The sequence below is a fragment of the Shewanella sp. SG44-6 genome (assembly GCF_014164185.1).
Lineage (GTDB): Bacteria > Pseudomonadota > Gammaproteobacteria > Enterobacterales > Shewanellaceae > Shewanella > Shewanella vesiculosa.
On the sequence record NZ_JACJER010000318.1, the window covers coordinates 1 to 539 of the forward strand.

Consider the following 539-nt stretch of genomic DNA (forward strand, 5'->3'; position numbering starts at 1 on the left):
GTGATTGTCGGCGTTGAGTGCATGCATTGCTGGTATTGGGTGTCAGATTGGTGTGCTGAACTTGGGATTGATTTTGTACTAGGTCATGCGCTTTATATGAAGGCGATTCACGGCGGTAAAACCAAAAATGATAAAGTCGATTCCTTTAAAATTGCCTCATTACTGCGTGGTGGTAACTTTCCTATAGCTTATGATTATCCAAGTGAAATGCGCGCTGCACGTGACCTATTACGTCGACGAATGAAAATTGTTCGTCACGGTGCCATGCTCAAAGGTCATGTGGTTAACACCAACAGCCAATACAACTTGCCTGCCACTGAGTTAAATCTTAAAAATATTTCAGCAAGACAAAAACTTCGTGAGCAGTATCAAGACCCTATCGTGCAGCGCAACATTGATTTAGATATGGCGCTGCTTGATTGCTATGCCAAAGAACTCGCTCAAGTTGAATGGTTCATTGAAAAACAAGCCAAAAATCATAATCCAGTGTATCTAGAACTACTTAAAACTGTACCAGGTATTGGCAAGATTCTGTCACT

At 41.6% G+C, this 539-nt stretch carries 1 protein-coding gene; it reads left to right on the forward strand.

Translation table 11 applies throughout. The annotated features are described in order from the left end of the window. The coding region (locus H5185_RS23550; RefSeq protein WP_182699098.1) for a transposase at positions 1-539 on the forward strand (539 nt) is incomplete at both ends.